12 protein-coding genes are annotated in these 13,822 nt (G+C 67.2%); 5 read left to right on the top strand and 7 right to left on the bottom strand.

Going from position 1 to position 13,822, the window contains the following annotated elements:
- Positions 1–2: 2 nt before the first annotated feature.
- The 3 genes from KHC24_RS15190 to KHC24_RS15180 form a co-directional block, all read right to left on the bottom strand.
- A complete protein-coding gene (locus KHC24_RS15190) occupies positions 3–401 on the bottom strand; it encodes a DUF983 domain-containing protein (protein WP_213364154.1) in 399 nt (132 codons plus the stop codon).
- 67 nt (positions 402–468) lie between these two features.
- Complete coding sequence (locus KHC24_RS15185; protein WP_213364153.1) at positions 469–2,016, bottom strand: GMC family oxidoreductase; 1,548 nt, start codon at positions 2,014–2,016, stop codon at positions 469–471.
- Between the two features lie 105 nt (positions 2,017–2,121).
- Positions 2,122–2,862: a FadR/GntR family transcriptional regulator gene (locus KHC24_RS15180; protein WP_213364152.1), complete on the bottom strand. Its 741-nt coding sequence runs from the start codon at positions 2,860–2,862 to the stop codon at positions 2,122–2,124.
- Positions 2,863–3,257: 395 nt separating this feature from the next.
- Between KHC24_RS15180 and ppaT the strand changes: the two genes are divergently transcribed.
- The gene (gene ppaT / locus KHC24_RS15175; protein WP_213364151.1) at positions 3,258–4,433 is read left to right on the top strand and encodes a pyridoxamine--pyruvate transaminase; all 1,176 of its coding nucleotides are present in this window, start codon (positions 3,258–3,260) and stop codon (positions 4,431–4,433) included.
- A gap of 20 nt (positions 4,434–4,453) precedes the next feature.
- Here ppaT and KHC24_RS15170 read toward each other — a convergent pair whose 3' ends face one another.
- From KHC24_RS15170 to KHC24_RS15155, 4 genes are all read right to left on the bottom strand, one after another.
- Positions 4,454–5,389: a putative B6 ABC transporter permease subunit 1 gene (locus KHC24_RS15170; RefSeq protein WP_213364150.1), complete on the bottom strand. Its 936-nt coding sequence runs from the start codon at positions 5,387–5,389 to the stop codon at positions 4,454–4,456.
- A 10-nt stretch (positions 5,390–5,399) separates the two neighbouring features.
- Complete coding sequence (locus KHC24_RS15165; protein WP_213364149.1) at positions 5,400–6,485, bottom strand: putative B6 ABC transporter permease subunit 2; 1,086 nt, start codon at positions 6,483–6,485, stop codon at positions 5,400–5,402.
- Positions 6,482–8,050: a putative B6 ABC transporter ATP-binding protein gene (locus KHC24_RS15160; protein WP_213364148.1), complete on the bottom strand. Its 1,569-nt coding sequence runs from the start codon at positions 8,048–8,050 to the stop codon at positions 6,482–6,484. The genes KHC24_RS15165 and KHC24_RS15160 overlap by 4 nt, the downstream gene beginning before the upstream one ends.
- 215 nt (positions 8,051–8,265) lie before the next feature.
- Entirely contained in the window at positions 8,266–9,291 is a 1,026-nt protein-coding gene (locus KHC24_RS15155) for a putative B6 ABC transporter substrate-binding protein (protein ID WP_213364147.1), read from the bottom strand.
- 167 nt (positions 9,292–9,458) lie between these two features.
- Between KHC24_RS15155 and KHC24_RS15150 the strand changes: the two genes are divergently transcribed.
- The 4 genes from KHC24_RS15150 (at position 9,459) to KHC24_RS15135 (ending at position 13,812) form a co-directional block, all read left to right on the top strand.
- A complete protein-coding gene (locus tag KHC24_RS15150) occupies positions 9,459–9,836 on the top strand; it encodes a hypothetical protein (protein ID WP_213364146.1) in 378 nt (125 codons plus the stop codon).
- Between the two features lie 484 nt (positions 9,837–10,320).
- Positions 10,321–11,817: a 4-hydroxyphenylacetate 3-hydroxylase N-terminal domain-containing protein gene (locus KHC24_RS15145; protein ID WP_213364145.1), complete on the top strand. Its 1,497-nt coding sequence runs from the start codon at positions 10,321–10,323 to the stop codon at positions 11,815–11,817.
- Between the two features lie 82 nt (positions 11,818–11,899).
- Positions 11,900–12,337: a nuclear transport factor 2 family protein gene (locus tag KHC24_RS15140; protein WP_213364144.1), complete on the top strand. Its 438-nt coding sequence runs from the start codon at positions 11,900–11,902 to the stop codon at positions 12,335–12,337.
- On the top strand, positions 12,334–13,812 hold the full coding sequence (locus tag KHC24_RS15135) for an amidase (RefSeq protein ID WP_213364143.1): 1,479 nt from the start codon (positions 12,334–12,336) through the stop codon (positions 13,810–13,812). Before KHC24_RS15140 ends, KHC24_RS15135 begins: the two co-directional genes overlap by 4 nt.
- Positions 13,813–13,822: the final 10 nt, after the last annotated feature.

The following is a 13,822-nucleotide window of genomic DNA, read 5'->3' as shown; positions in this document are numbered from 1 at the left end:
GATCAGGCGGCCGGCTTGGTTTCCTGCGGCGGGACGAGACGACCTTCTTCCGCCTTGTAGAAATACTGCGCGGCGACCAGCCAGCCCTTGAGCGGGCGCAATGGCGGGATGCAGGTGAGCAATATCAGCGGCAGGCTGGTGGCGAGATGTATCCACCAGGCCGGCGCATAGGCGATCTCGAGCCACAAGCCGAAGATCACCGCCGGCACGCAGAGGAACATCATCACGAAGAAGGCCGGCCCATCCGCGGGATCGGCATAGGAATAATCGAGGCCGCAGACCTCGCAGCGCGGCTTCAGCGTCAGGAAGCCCTCGAACAGGTGGCCTTGCCCGCAACGCGGACAGAGCCCGTGCACCCCGGTCCTGAACGGCGACAAAGGCGGCCACTGTTCGTTGGACATGACGCTCTCCCTCCGACGATGGCCATCAGATAGGACTGTATGCCTACAATGTCAATATTGTATGTTTCTATGTTGTCTTTCGGCTTGTTTCCGCGAAGCCGACGGCAAAGGTCTCGGCGATAGCGAGGATTGCCGCATGCACCGGGCCAGAGGTGATGGTGGGGATCACCGAGGCGTCGACGACATGCAGTCCCTCGAAACCCCGCAGCTTCAGGTCGGCATCGAGTACGCTGTCCTCGTCCGCCCCCATGCGGCAGGTGCCGACCGGATGGTGGTGGGTGATGACCGCGCGGGCGAGGAAGTCGTCGATTGCCGCGTTGCCGCGAACATCGATGCCGGGAAGAATTTCCTCCGCCCGCCACTCATCGAGCGCGGCGCCGTGGCCGATCTCGCGCGCGAGTTCCAGCGCCCGCCGGGCGAGGCGGCGATCGTGCTCGGTCGAGAGATAGGCCGGGTCGATGCGCGGCGGCGCATCGAGGTCCGGCCCGGTGACGGTGAGGCGGCCGCGGCTGGTCGGGCGGGTGACGCCGGACAGGATGGTGTAGGCCGAGCCATAAGGCGGCGGTGCGAAGCACTCCGAGACAGTAGGTGCCGCCACGCAGCCCAGCACCACGTCCGGCGGGCCGTCCGGCCGCGTAGGATCCTCGACATCGAGATACATCAGTGATTCGGAATGTTGCAGCCGCGACGGCGGCACCTCGCGGCGGGCGCGATAGACATTGCCGGCGGTAAGCAGGTGATCGTGCAGATTGCCGCCGACCTCGGCCCGGTCGGCAAGGCAGGAGATGCCGGCAGCCTTGAGCTGCTCTGCCGGTCCGATGCCCGAGCGCATCAGCAGCAGCGGCGAGGCCACCGCGCCGGCACAGAGGCAGATGCGTTCGGCGGCGAGAGTCTGCGGCTGCCCGTCGATCTCCGCCAGCACGCCGGTCACCCGGTCGCCGACGATGATCAGCCGGTGCACCCGCACCCCGGTGAGCAGGTCCAGATTGGGACGGGCGAGGGCCGGCACCAGATAGGCGTCGGCGGCGCTGACCCGTCTGCCGTCGCGGATGGTGAGCGAGTTCGGCGCCACGCCGTTGAGCGGGCCGGAATTGTGGTCGCCGATGGCGGGCACGCCGCGTTCGACGCCTGCCGCCATATAGGCGCACACCACCGGGCTCAGCTCTTGGTCCGGCAGATAGACGGGCAGCGGTCCGTCGTCGCCATGCAGGGCGCTGGCCCCTTTCGAGAAGCTCTCGCTGCGGCGGAAGCCTGGCAGTAATCCCTCATAGGACCAGCGTGTATCTCCGGTTGCCTCGGCCCAGGTCGCGAAATCGGCAGCGTGGCCGCGCACATGCGCCATGGCGTGCAGGCAGCTGGATCCGCCGACGATTCGCCCGCGCGGCCAGGGATGCACGCGACCCGCCGTTCCCGGCTGCGGCACTGTGCGATAGGCCCAGTCATAAGGGCGATCCTGCAGGCTCGGCCACTTCTGCGGAATGGCGATGTCGGGATCGCGCGGGTGATCGCCGGCCTCTACCAGTCCCACCTTGAGGTCGGGATCCTCCGACAGGCGGGCGGCTAGAACGCAGCCGGCCGAGCCGGCGCCGATGATCAGTACATCGAAGGATTTCATCGCAGGCGTCTCCGCGAGGCATCGGGCAAAGGAAGAGCGGCACCGCGGGCGATGCGCCCGCGGATGTCGGCCGGTGTTGGGTCGGCAGGGATCGGAAAGCGGCGCCTAGGGCGACCCGCCGGGGGCGAGCCGGACGGTGATCTTCTGCTGCAGGGTGGCGAGGTGTTGCCACATGTTGCGCTCGGCGGCTTCCGGATCGCGGGCGGCGATCGCTTCGGCGATCTGCCGATGCTCGGCATCGCGCAGCTTCACGCGCTCGGGCAGCAAGGTGGCGTCGCTGTCGGTGAAGCGCAGCCGCCCGTCGCTGGCGACCCGGTGCAGCAGCACATAGAGCTCGGAGGCGAGCGCATTGCGCGCCCCCGCCGCAATGGCCTTGTGGAACACCATGTCGGCGGCGATCGGATCGGCGTCGGGATCCGTCGTCGCCGCGCGCAGGATGCGATCGATTTCCACCGGGCTGGCCCGCAGCGCCGCGAGCCGTGCCAGCGCTGGCTCCAGCATCAGGCGCAGTTCCATCACCTCCAGCGGATTGGTGGAGTTGATCAGGCTGCGGCTGCTGTCGAGGCCGGAGGACGTGGAGGCGCGCCGGCCGGCGCGGGCGGGTTCCAACTCGCCGCGGGCGCGCAGCACCCCGAGCGCCCGCCGCAGCGTATGGCGCTTGACATTCAGCTCCTCGGCGACGGCCCGTTCCGGCGGCATGCTGCCGGTGCGGGCGACGATGCCGCGAATCGCTTCCACCAGCTCGCCGATTCCGCCTGGCTCGCGCCCGTCAGCGTCGGAACGGTTCTCGGTCTCGGATGATGTCCTGCGCACCTTGCGCCCGGTCTTGTCCGCTATCGCGTCCATCGAGGTTACATCCGTTCTCGCGTTTGGGACGCCGGCCACGCAGTGGTCCTTTTATCGCGCGGCGGTTGCAGCTTCCGCCGCCAATTGTAGGAGCGGGGTCGCCCAGTTACAATATTGGTTGCCATCTGGTCGAGGCCAAATGGAACTCTTTCGGTATCTTTCCCTCGTGGTGAACACCCATGGAGGATGTCCCGATACCCTTCGGAGTACCGATAAACCTTGGAGAAATGGCCGATGCCGCATGGTGCTCGTGCACCTGCGAACATGGTTGCTCCGGACACCGCATGGTGCCAATGTTGAACCATTAAGGCAAATTCGGTCGATTTTTGGTTGGATCTCGCATCTGCCGTTCGGCCGGATCTCCTGCGGTTCCGCCAACGATCCAGAGCGAAATCATGCGTTACGCCCCGTCCGATCTGCCGGTCTTCACTCTGACCACCGGTCCCGTCGACGCCTATCCCGCCGTGCTGCGCAGCCTCGCCGCGACGGTGCTCTATGATTACGATCCCGTCTTCCAGGCGACCTATCAGCGGGTCGCCGAGAAACTCGCGACCGTGGTGAAGGCCGAGACCATGCCGGTCATCCTGCATGGCGAGCCGGTGCTCGGTCTGGAGGCGGCGGCCGCCTCGCTGCTGGGGCCTGGGGACGTGATGCTCAATCTCGTTTCCGGCGTCTATTCCAAGGGCTTCGAGGGCTGGGCGGCACGCTCGGGCGCCGAGATCGTCGAGCTGGCGGTGCCGTATGACCAGGTGATCGATCCCGCCGAGGTCGCCCGCGTGCTGGCCGAACGGCCGGACATCACCGTCGTCGCGGCCTGTCATCACGACACGCCGTCCGGCACCGTCAATCCGGTCGCCGAGATCGGCGCGGTGGTGAAACGGCACGGGGCGCTGTTCCTGGTCGATGCGGTGTCGTCCTTCGGCGGCATGCCGGTCGATGCCGAATCGGCCGCCATCGATCTGCTCGTCACCGGCCCCAATAAGTGCCTCGGCTGCCCGCCCGGCCTGTCCATCCTCGGGGTGTCGAATCGCGCCTGGGCGAAGATGAAGGCCAACCCGGCCGCGCCGCGCGCCTCGATCCTGTCGATCCTCGACTGGCAGGAAGCCTGGCGCGCCGACCGGCCGTTCCCCTTCACGCCCTCGATTTCGGAGATCAACGGCCTGGAGGCCGCCATCGACCTTTATCTCGCTGAGGGGCCGTCGAAGGTCTGGGCGCGCCACGCGCTCACCGCTGCGGCCTGCCGCGCCGGGCTCAAGGCGATGGGGCTGGCCATCTGGCCGGCGGAGGAGGCATTCGCCTCGCCCACCTGCACCGCCGTGCGCACCCCGCAGGGGATCGACGAGGCACAACTCCGGGCGGAGATCCGCGCGCGCTATGGCGTGGTGCTGTCCTCCGGCCGCGGCGAGACGCTCGGCAAGCTCACCCGCATCGGCCATATGGGACCGACCGCCCAGCCGCTCCACGCGATCGTGGCGCTGTCCGCGCTCGGCGGCGGGCTGTCCGCTCTCGGCCATCGCGTCGATATCGGCGCCGGTGTCGCCGCGGCGCTGGCCGTCATCGAAGCAGGCTGAGGCAAGGGGGCGGGGCGCCGTCATCGTGCGCCCCGCACGTAATGGGTACCGAGCGCCGGCGGCAGGCTGGCGCGGCGGCCGAACAGCACCAGCACCGTAAGCACCGCCGCGAAGGGAAGCATCTGGATGATGTCGGTCGGGATGCTCACCCCGGCAACCTGCAGCGCGGTGGTGGCGGACAGGCAGGCGCCGAACAGCAGCGCGCCGCACAGCACCCAGAATGGTCGCCCGCGCGCCTGCATGGCGAGCACGATGCCGATGAAGCCGGCGCCGTTGGTCATGAACGGCACGAAGATGCCGGCGCCGATCTGCGAGATGAACGCGCCGCCGATTCCGGCGAGGAAGCCGGTGGTGAGGACCGCCACGGTCCGCACCCGCACCACGTCGACGCCAGCCGCATCCAAAGCCGCCGGCTTGTCGCCGGCCGCCTGCAAGGCGAGGCCGAACTGGGTGCGGCGGAACACATAGGCCGTCACCGCCACCGCCAGCACCGCGAGATAGACGATGGGCGGTCGGTCGAACAGCGCCGGCCCGATCACCGGGATCGAGGACAGGCCGGGGATGGCGAGCGTCTCCACCGCCGGCAGGCGTGGATAGCTCTGGGCGAACTGGAAATGGTGCAGCAGAGCGGTGAGCCCTTCCGCGCCCAGCGTCAGGGCGATGCCGATGACGATCTGGCTCAGGCCCATGCGGATGCAGAACAGCGCCATCGGCGCCGCCACCATCAAGCCGCCCACCCCGCCGCCGAGGAAGCCGAGCCACACCGACCCGGTGTGGTAGGCGACGAGGAAGCCGAGATAGGCGCCGAACAGCATCATGCCTTCGATGCCGATATTGAGCACGCCGGCCTTCTCCGAGATCTGCTCGCCGAGGCCGGCGAGCATCAGCGGGATGCCGGCGGTCAGCGCACCGAGCACCAGCGAGGTGAGGAAGGCTTGCGTGAACAGAGCGGACATGGTGGCCTCCTTACTTGCCGGCCGCGCGGCGGCGCTGGTCGAGATATTCGGTGATGCCCAGCATGATCAGCAGGATCGCCACCACCACCAGCGTGAAGAAATTCGGCACGCCGGTGCGCCGGGCCGCGCTCTCGCCGCCGATGGAGAGCACCGAGAACAGGAACACGAAGGCGATGGAGGCGAAGCCGTTGAACCGGGCCAGGAACACCAGCGGCACCACGGTGAGGCTGTAGGCGGGGTTCCAGTCGGCGCGCACATTGCCCTGCACGCCCATGATCTCGACCGCTCCCGCCAGCCCGGCCAGCGCCGCCGAGATGGCGAAGGTCGCCATGGTGAGCAGCGGCACGTTGAGGCCGGCATGGATGGCCGCGCGCGGATTGGCGCCGACGATGCGCAGCTTCAGTCCGAAGGCGGTGCGGGTCATCAGCAGATGCACCGCCATGATGGCGACGAGGCCGATGAGCAATCCGCTCGATACCGTGGTGTCGAACAGGCGGGGCAGCCGGTCGGCGACGACGAGGGTGCGCGTCTGCGGCACGGTGGTTGCCGGATCGCGGAAGAACAGCTTCACCAGCACATTGGCGAAGGACACGCCGAGAAAGGTCATCATCAGCGTGGTGATGATCTCGTTGACGCCCTGATAGGCCTTCAGCAGCGCCGGCAGCAGCGACCACACCGCCCCGACCATCGCCCCGACCAGAAGCCCGATGAGCAGCACCATCCAGACGGGGAAATACGGCACCATCAGCGGGCCGAGCGCAGCGACGACCACCGCGCTGAGCAGGAACTGGCCGTCGCCGCCGAGATTCCAGATGCCGGCCCGGAAGGCGACGATCAGCCCGGCGGCGATCAGCAGCAGCGGCCCCATGCGGGTGAGCGTCGCCTGCAGGCCATAGGGATTGATCAGCCCGCGATCGACCACGTAACCGTAATAGGCGATGGGATCGACGCCGAGCGCGAGCAGCACGAGGCCGGACATCACGATGGCGCCGAACACCGGGCCGAGCGCCATGGCGACGAGGCGGACGCGCTCGCGCCGGGCGCCGCTGCGCCGGGCGAGGAGGGCATCGCTGCCGATCTGGGTGGTTTCGCTCATGCCGTCACGCCGCTCATCAGTTCGCCGACCCGGCTGCGGGCATCGGCATCGTTGTCGACCACGCCGACGATGTGCCCGCGCGACATGACCGCGACGCGGTCGGACAGCTCGAGCACCTCTTCGAGATCGGTGGAGATCAGGATCACCGCCAGGCCCTGCTCGGCGGCCTCGCGGATGCGCTGGCGGGTGGCGCGGATGTTCTGCACGTCGAGGCCATAGGTCGGTTTGGCGAAGATCACCGCCCGTGCCGCGCCGGAGAGTTCGCGCGCCAGCAGTGCCTTCTGGATGTTGCCGCCGGAGAGCTTGCCGATGGCGGTCTCGATGCCGGGCGTGCGCACGTCGAATTCACTGACCAGCCGCCTTGCATGCGTGGCGATGGCGTCGGATTGCTCGAGGCCGTGGCGCCAGAACGGTGCCTCGCCGACCTGCTTGAGCAATAGGTTGAGCGAGATGGGAAAGCTGCCGACCGTGCCCTCGCCGAGCCGGTCGTCGGTGACATAGCGCAGGCCGCGCTGCCGGCGCCCGCCGACATCGAGGCGTTCGATCGCCTCGCCGCCGAGGCGGATGTGGCCGGCGGCGAGGCGCCTCTGGCCGGCCAGCGCTTCGGCGAACTGCTTCTGGCCGTTGCCGTCGATGCCGGCGAGGCCGACGATCTCGCCCGGGGAGACCGAGAGGTTGATGCCGGCGACCGGCACCGACGGATCGTCGACGGCCAGCGCCTCGATCTCCAGCAAGGGAGCGCCCGCGCGCCGCCCGCGCCGCGGGGCAGGCGCCGTCTCGTCCGTGGCGACGCCGGCGCCGAACATCAGGCGCACGATTTCGGCGGTCGCAGCGGCGGGGCCGAGCGCGGCGAGCCGCTCCGGCGCGATCTCGCCGACCTTGCGGCCGAGGCGCAGCACCGTGATGCGGTGGCCGAAGGCGAGCGCCTCGTTGAGCTTGTGTGTGATGAAAACCACGGCGATGCCGAGCTTGGTCAGCCGGCCCATCAGCGCGCCGAGGTCTTCTGCCCCCTTGGGCGTCAGCATGGCGGTGGCCTCGTCGAGGATCAGTACCCGGCTGCCGCGCATCAGTGCCCGCACGATCTCCACCTGCTGCTGTTCGCCAAGCGAGAGCGAGCCGACCTTGGCATGCGGATCGATGGTGACGCCGATATCGGCGCAGACCGCCGCCATCCTGCGGGCGACACCGTCGCGGTCCGGCCGCGACCACCACTTGCCGCCGAGCGCCATGTTGTCGACGACGCTGAGCGAGGGAACCAGCATCGAATGCTGGAACACCGTGCCGATGCCGAGCTCCAGCGCGCGCGCCGGCGAGGCGATGCGCACTTCCCGCCCGTCGATCAGCACGCCGCCTTCATCGGGCAGTTGCAGGCCGGAGAGCATGCCGACCAGCGTCGACTTGCCGGCGCCGTTCTCGCCGAGCAGCACATGCACTTCGCCGGGCCAGAGGTCGAAGGACACGCGTTCGTTCGCCACCACGCCGGGAAAGCGCTTGGTGACGTGATCGAGCGAGACGATCGGCCGTGGCTCGGCCTGCGGCGGGGACGATGTGTGAATCTGGGTCATGGTCCGTTCCGGTTTCCCCTCATCCCGACCTCTCCCACCAAAATCGGCGTCATCCGATCCCGGCCGTGCCGACGGGCGAATGCGGCGACGGCCGGATTCGCCGGCGAGAGAGGGGCGGCATCAAGACCCGTCTCCCGAAAGGAGGGGTGCGCGAGAGGACGTTCCACCGGAGAGTGCCGACCCGATCAGGCCGGCACTCTCGCGGCGGTTCCGCGTCACTGCGGCAGCTGGGTGACCAGCTTGTGCACGCTGTCGGCGTCGTACTTCGCCGTCACCTTGATCTTGCCGGCGATGATATCCTTCTTCAGCGCCTCGATCTGCGCCCAGACATCGTCGGGGACATGCTTGCTCTTGAGCAGCTCCACCGAGCCGTCCTTGAGGTTGATGTCGTAGTTGCGGGTGCCGTATTTGTCGGCCTTGATGTCGGCGATCATCGCGGCATAGACCGGCTCCAGGTTCCACACCACCGAGGAGAGCAGGTTGCCCTTGTCGATGGCGGTCTTGTCGCCGATCACGTCGATGAAATAGACCTTGCCGCCATTGGTGGCCTTGTTGGTTTCCACCGCCTGCAGCATGCCGAAGCTGGAGCCGTTGCCCTGGCCGAAGATGATGTCGGCACCGGCGGCGATCAGCGCCTCGGTGACGCGCTTGCCGCCGGCGGCGTCGGAATAGGCCGCCGGGCCGATCACCGCATAGCGCACATTGATCCCGGGCTTCTCGGCTTTCGCGCCTTCCGCGAACGCGGCGGACTGCGAATTCCACGACGGCGGCTCGCCCGAGACCACGATGCCGAGCGTGCCGGTCTTGCTCATCTTGGCGGCGAGGCGGCCGGCGAGATAGGCGCCCTCATGGCCGCTCGCGGTGTAATCGGCCACCGCGCCGGCCTTCTTGGCGTCCGGCAGGTCGACGATGGCGACCGGCACCTTCATCTCGGCGCCGATCTCGGGCGCGGCGGTGTTGTAGCCGCTGGCATGGGCGATGATCAGGCCGGCGCCGTCCTGCGCCATCTCGCGCAGCGTCGGGCGCACGTCGCCATAGCCGAGATTGTCGGCGACCAGCACCTCGACGCCGGCCGCCTTGCCGGCCGCCTTGGCGGCGTCGATGCCCTGCTGGTTCCAGCCATAATCGGTGCCGGGTTCCGGGGTCAGGATGGCGATCGACTTGATCTCCGCCGCCTGCGCCATGGAAGTCGTGCCAAGAAGCAGGGCAAGGGCCATGCTCTGGAGAATATTTTTTCTCATGGAAGGTCCTCTTTGTAGTCCGTATGGAAATTTATGTTCCATGATCGGACAATTTATACTATCAGAACAAAGCTGAAGGTCGAGGTTTTGTAGAAATGGGTAAGAATTTTATTTCTTATTGGTTTTTAGTTGCTTTCTCCGCGGTGCCGGTGTTCGCGGAGGAGGCGATGGTCGTCGAGCGGGGCGTGGAGGGGTTGGTTGCGGTGCCGTTTCAGGTCGCGAACCGTACTGACCGTTCCATTTCCTGCTCCGCCGCCATCGCGCATTGGTATTCGGCCGAAATCGGCGTGGCGGAGCCGGGCGGCCGGGTCGAGGCTGGGCTGTGGTCGAAATCCGCGACCGGCGAGGTGTTCCTGCTCAACGACAAGCAGGAGCGCATGCCGGTCCAGCGCCTGTGGTGCGGCTATGCCGGGGCCGACGTCTCGACACGCAGCGAGATCGGCCTCGTCCGTCGCGCCGGATCCGCCGAGCCGGCCCTTGACCTCATCTGCCTGTCGACAGGGGTGGCCCAGCCGCTGGACTGCCGTCGGCGCGGGAGCGACTGACCGGTCGGGTTGTGCTCCTGGTCCGGGGCTCGGCATGCCGACTTCTCCCGCGATGGCGCGCCGCGCCGAAATGTCCATTCAACTCAACCAAAAAGCCAGAACCAAGGATTTTGGTCAAGCGAATCGGTGCCGGATATGGTCGGCTTGAATTGGTTGAAATGGGTGGATTGTTTTATGGCGATTATTTTCTAGGCAGAATATTGGCATTGCCCAAGGATGGAAATTCACAATTTTCATCGTTTGCATGCTCGTAATGTGTAATATTGTTTCATACTTGATATAAATGATCAAATTTTATGCAGTGAAGTGCTGCTTCGAAGGGGCTTGACCATTTCTGTCATTCAATGGTTGGATCAGGTCAGCCCGAGCCCGGCAGTGGAGCCCATGCAAGCGGTTTGTCCGTGGCATGCCGCCTCGCCAATAGGCGCGGCCAGGATGCTGAAGAATGCGTCCGGGAAGCGGGTTCTTCAGAGGAGAGCGGACGATGAACGCGCAGACGGCGAAGCAGGCACTCCAGGGAGAGCTTCCGGCGGGCCACAAGCTCAAGACCGGTGAGGAGTTCAAGGCCTCGCTCGACGACGGCCGCGCGCTGTGGGTCGGCGGCAAGCGCATTGCCAAGGTGTTCGACGACCCGGCGCTGTCGGCTGGTGTCGATCTCATCGCCTCGATGTTCGACGACCAGTTCAAGCCGGAATTCGCTGAGGCCACCACCTATGTCGACGAGAGCGGCACGGTGGCCAGCCGCTCCTGGCAGGTGCCGCGCACCAAGGAAGATCTCGCCGATCGTCGCAAGATGATCGAGTACACCAGCCTGAAGACCGCCGGCACCTTCGGCCGCCCGCCGGATCTTGCCCCGGCCATCGCCGTCGGCCTGCTCGCCTATCTGCCGACCTTCAAGGCCAAGAAGTCGCTGATCGAGGGGTGTTCGCCCGATTTCGCCGAGAACATCGAGGCCTATGTCGCCTATGGTCGCGACAACAACCTCACCGCCTCGGAGAGCCTCACCGGCCCGCAGAACGACCGCTCGTCGCCGAAGGGCGCGGAAGCCTCGCTGCTCAAGGTGAAGAGCGTCGAGAAGGGTGGCATCCGCGTCTCCGGCGCCAAGACGGTGGGCTCGATCTCGGCGCAGGCCAACGAGATCTTCTTCACCAATCTGGGCGGCATCCGCGAGACCCCGGCGGAAGCCTGCATCTGGGCCTCGGTGCCGATCAATGCCGAAGGCATCAAGCTGATCTCGCGTGAGATGGTGTCGCATCCCGGCGCCGATCCCTTCGACCACCCGGTGGCCCGCCTCGGCGAGGAAGCCGACCAGCTGATCATCTTCGACAATGTTTTCGTGCCGACCGACCGCATCTTCAATCTCGGCGACCCGACCGCGATGTCCTATTATGGACCGGTCTGCGTATTCGCCCACTGGCACGTGCTGACCCGGCTCGCGGTGAAGGCGGAGCTGTTCGTCGGCGCCGGGCAACTGGTGCTGGACGTGCTCGGCACCTCCAACATCCCGGCCGTGCAGGGCATGCTGGGCGAGATCATCCAGTACGCCCAGACGCTGCGCGCCTTCGTCACCGCCGCCGAGGCGATGGCCAAGCCCACCGAGGGCGACGTGATGGCGCCGGATGCCGGCATGCTGACCGCCGGTCGTCTCTATTCCATCGAGCACTATCCGCGCATCATCCACATTCTTCAGGAGCTGTGCGGCCAGGGTCTCGTCATGCGCTTCGGCAAGGCCGCCTTCGACAATCCGGAGATCGGCCATCACCTGCACGATCTGCTACCGGGCAAGGGCGTCAGCGCCGAGGTGAAGGAACTGCTGATGAACTTCATCTGGGACATGACGTCGTCCTCCCTCGCGGGCCGGGTCGCCTTGTTCGAGAACGTCAATGCCAGCCCGGCACCGCGCCTGCGCGAGCGTCTCTACAATGAAGTAAAGCGCGAGCGCTTCATCGAGCAGGTGAAGACCCTCGCCGGCATGCCCTGAGCCTTTGTGAACGGCCTTCTGGACCGCCCGCCGGGGCGGTCCGGCACTTCTTCCGCGTGTGACGTATGACCGGAGGCCCGGTATGGCCCAGCACCCAGCCGACCCTTCGCTCCGCAGTCCGGCCGATCCGGTCGAGGCTTTCTATGCCGCGTATAATCGCCATGACGCAGGGGCCGCCGCGGCGCTCTACGCCGAGGATGGCTGGCATGAGGAAGCGCATAATCGATCCCGCCGCGAGGGACGCGAGGCGCTGAAGCTGGGCCTCGACCGCTTCTTCGGCTTCATCCCTGAAGCGCATTGGCAAGTGCGCGAGCGGATCGACGCCGGCTCGACTGTGGCCGTCGTCTACACGCTGACCGGCCGGCTTGGCGTCGACATCAAGGGCCGGCCGACCCGCGGGCTTTCCATCGAGCTCAAGGGCGCGCATGTCTTTGAGATCGCCGACGGCCTTCTCCTCGGCACCCGCGACTATTGGGACCCGGCCGCCTTCCAGCGGCAGATCGACAAGGTGCCGGCATGACCACCGCCTCCGATACGCCGTGCCACGCCGGCTTTGCCGATTACGAGGCTTATGACGCGACCGGGCTTGCGGCATTGGTGCGGGCCGGCGAGGTGACGGCGGACGAACTGCTCGATGCCGCGCTCTCGCGCATCGCGGCGCATGAGCCGGGACTGCATGCCCTGGTGCATCGCTTCGAGGAGCGCGGGCGGCAGGCGGTCGCGGAAGGATTGCCGAAAGGCCCCTTCACCGGCGTGCCGTTCCTGTTGAAGAACACCGGCTTCGAGATGGAGGGGACGATCCTGTCCACCGGCTCGAACCTGTTCAAGGACGCGGTGTCGAACCGCGATTCGACGCTGGTGGCGCGCTACAAGGCGGCCGGCCTCGTCATCATCGCCAAGACGAACACCCCGGAATTCGCGCTCAGCTTCACTACCGAGCCGGACGCCTTCGGTCCCACGCGCAACCCGTGGAATCCGGAGCTGAGCCCCGGAGGCTCCTCGGGCGGCTCCACCTCCGCCATCGCCGCCGGCTATGTGCCGATGGCGAACACCTCCGATGGCGCCGGCTCGACCCGCGTGCCGGCCTCGCATTGCGGCCTGTTCGGCTTCAAGCCGAGCCGCATGGTCAATCCGCTCGGTCCGGTGGTGGTGGAGGCGATCGCCGGCATGTCGACCCCGCATGCCGCCAGCTGGAGCGTGCGCGACAACGCCACGCTGCTCGATGCCAGCGGCGGGCCGGATATTGGCGACCCCTATCTGTCGCCGGTCGGTGCCGAGAGCTATCTCTCGCAGGTCGAACGCGATCCGCCGCCGCTGCGCATCGGCTTCGCGCCGGATTCGCCGCTCGGCACCCCGGTCGATCCTGAATGCCGCCGGGTGGCGGAGGAGGCGGCGCGTCTCTGCGCGGAACTCGGCCATCACGTCGAGATCTGCGAAGCGGGCTATGACGCCCATGCGCTCAAGGCGGCCTGGCGCATCGTCGTCGGCGTCAACATCACGCCGGCGGTGGAAATGCGCGGCCGGGCGCTCGGCCTCGCCGATCCGCTCGGCCATATCGAGCCCGTCAATGCCGAATGGGTGCGCGAGGCGCGGACCCTGCCGGCGGCTGCCTATCTCGGCGCGGTGAACATGCTGCACCAGACCGCCCGCTCGCTCGGCCGCTTCTTCCAGAGCTACGACGTGCTGCTCTCGCCGACCGCCGCCGAGTTGCCGCCGCCGCTCGGCAAGCTCGCCGGGGCGGGCAAGAGCCTCGACGCTTTCTACGATGCATTCTGGACGCATGCGCCCTTCACCTGCGCCTTCAACGCTTCCGGCTGCCCGGCCATGAGCGTGCCGCTCGGCATGTCGTCCGGCGGCGGTTCTCCCGCAGGCCTGCCGATCGGCGCGCATTTCGGCGCGGGGTTCGGCAAGGACGGATTGCTGTTCCGGCTTGCCGGTCAGCTGGAGCGGGCGCGGCCGTGGTTCGGCCGGCGTCCGTCCGTGGTCAGCCGCTGAGGTCAATGAT

This window comes from Ancylobacter defluvii (assembly GCF_018390605.1).
Taxonomy (GTDB): domain Bacteria; phylum Pseudomonadota; class Alphaproteobacteria; order Rhizobiales; family Xanthobacteraceae; genus Ancylobacter; species Ancylobacter defluvii.
This window is presented reverse-complemented; position numbering and strand designations above follow the sequence as displayed.

Coding starts and splice junctions, on each gene's coding strand:
- KHC24_RS15190 (WP_213364154.1), bottom strand. CDS start 401: ATGTCCAACGAACAGTGGCCGCCTTTGTCGCCGTTCAGGACCGGGGTG.
- KHC24_RS15185 (WP_213364153.1), bottom strand. CDS start 2,016: ATGAAATCCTTCGATGTACTGATCATCGGCGCCGGCTCGGCCGGCTGC.
- KHC24_RS15180 (WP_213364152.1), bottom strand. CDS start 2,862: ATGGACGCGATAGCGGACAAGACCGGGCGCAAGGTGCGCAGGACATCA.
- ppaT (WP_213364151.1), top strand. CDS start 3,258: ATGCGTTACGCCCCGTCCGATCTGCCGGTCTTCACTCTGACCACCGGT.
- KHC24_RS15170 (WP_213364150.1), bottom strand. CDS start 5,389: ATGTCCGCTCTGTTCACGCAAGCCTTCCTCACCTCGCTGGTGCTCGGT.
- KHC24_RS15165 (WP_213364149.1), bottom strand. CDS start 6,485: ATGAGCGAAACCACCCAGATCGGCAGCGATGCCCTCCTCGCCCGGCGC.
- KHC24_RS15160 (WP_213364148.1), bottom strand. CDS start 8,050: ATGACCCAGATTCACACATCGTCCCCGCCGCAGGCCGAGCCACGGCCG.
- KHC24_RS15155 (WP_213364147.1), bottom strand. CDS start 9,291: ATGAGAAAAAATATTCTCCAGAGCATGGCCCTTGCCCTGCTTCTTGGC.
- KHC24_RS15150 (WP_213364146.1), top strand. CDS start 9,459: ATGGTCGTCGAGCGGGGCGTGGAGGGGTTGGTTGCGGTGCCGTTTCAG.
- KHC24_RS15145 (WP_213364145.1), top strand. CDS start 10,321: ATGAACGCGCAGACGGCGAAGCAGGCACTCCAGGGAGAGCTTCCGGCG.
- KHC24_RS15140 (WP_213364144.1), top strand. CDS start 11,900: ATGGCCCAGCACCCAGCCGACCCTTCGCTCCGCAGTCCGGCCGATCCG.
- KHC24_RS15135 (WP_213364143.1), top strand. CDS start 12,334: ATGACCACCGCCTCCGATACGCCGTGCCACGCCGGCTTTGCCGATTAC.